The organism is Kitasatospora sp. NPDC007106 (assembly GCF_040634455.1).
GTDB classification, from domain to species: domain Bacteria; phylum Actinomycetota; class Actinomycetes; order Streptomycetales; family Streptomycetaceae; genus Kitasatospora; species Kitasatospora arboriphila.
Window position 1 is genome coordinate 1 of the sequence record NZ_JBEYFP010001312.1, and the last position, 1,264, is coordinate 1,264.

Here is a 1,264-nt window from a genome sequence, read left to right on the forward strand (position 1 = left end):
GTCCGGGGCCGCTGCCCAGTCCCCGGACGGCGGGCCGTGACGTCCGCGCCCGTCGGCGCCCTCTCGACACCCGCCGCGCTTTCACAGTCCGAAGCGGTCGGCCCGGGACACTTCCCGACACCCCGGCGATCACTTTCTGTCAACCGGCCGTCCACTTGCGCTCGCTACAGTGGGCTGTACCGGGCGAGCAGCCGCCGACCCACCTGTCCTGCGCGGAGTGAACACGAGCGTGATCCCCCTCCTCAGCATCGTCCTGCCGGTCCACGGAGTGGAGCGCTTCCTCCCCGACTGCCTGGACTCCCTGCGCGCGGAGACCGCCGCCCCCGGCGAGGTCGAGATCATCGCGGTGGACGACCTCTCCCCCGACGGCTGCGGGGCGATCCTCGACCGGTACGCGGCCAGCGACGACCGGCTGCGGGTCCGCCACCTCACCGAGAACCTCGGCCTCGGCGGCGCCCGCGAGGCCGGGCTGGCCGAGGCCGGCGGCCGCTGGGTCTGGTTCGTCGACAGCGACGACCGGCTGCTGGACGGCGCCCTCGACGCCGTCCTCGCCGAGCTGCGCGCCGAGGAGGAGCGGGCCGCGTCCGGGCTGCCCCCGGCCGACGTGCTGCTCACCGACTTCGTGCACGTCTACAACGACGGCGGGACGGAGCCCAACCCCTGGCACCACCACCTGACCGGGCCCGAGCTGGCCGCCGGCTGCACCGCGGCCGACCACCCCGACCTGCTGCGCGCCGTGATGGCGGTGTGGAACAAGGTGCTGCGCCGCGACTACCTGCTGGGCCTCGGCGTCTCCTTCGGCCGCGGCTACTACGAGGACATCTCCGTCACCTACCCGGCGCTGCTCGCCGCGGGCCGGCTGCGGTTCCTGGACCGCCCCTGCTACGCGTACCGCCGCGGCCGCCCGGGGGCGATCACCAGCACCCCCTCCCCCAAGCACGCCGACGCCTTCGCCCAGTACGAGGAGATCTTCGCCTTCCTGGACCGGCGCCCCGGCCCGCTGCGGGCGACCGTCTTCGAGCGGACCGTCCGGCAGGCCCTCACCGTCTACGACACGCCGGGCCTGGTGCCGTCGGCGTCCCGCCCGGACTTCTTCCGCCGGATCACCGCGCACATCGCGCGGCACCGCCCGCCCGGCCACCTCTTCCCGCGCGGGCCGCGCGGACTGCCCTACCGGCTCGCCGCCCGCGGCGCCCGCCGCTCCTACGACGAACTGCGCCGCACCCGCGCCCTGCCGCGGGCCGCCCGCCGCGGCACCCTGGCC

The 1,264-nt window shown here is 75.7% G+C and carries 1 protein-coding gene; it reads left to right on the top strand.

Annotated elements, in window-relative coordinates; all coding sequences use genetic code 11:
• Positions 1–217: 217 nt before the first annotated feature.
• A partial coding sequence (locus ABZ641_RS38090) for a glycosyltransferase family 2 protein (protein WP_359989221.1) occupies positions 218–1,264 on the top strand: 1,047 nt, incomplete at its 3' end.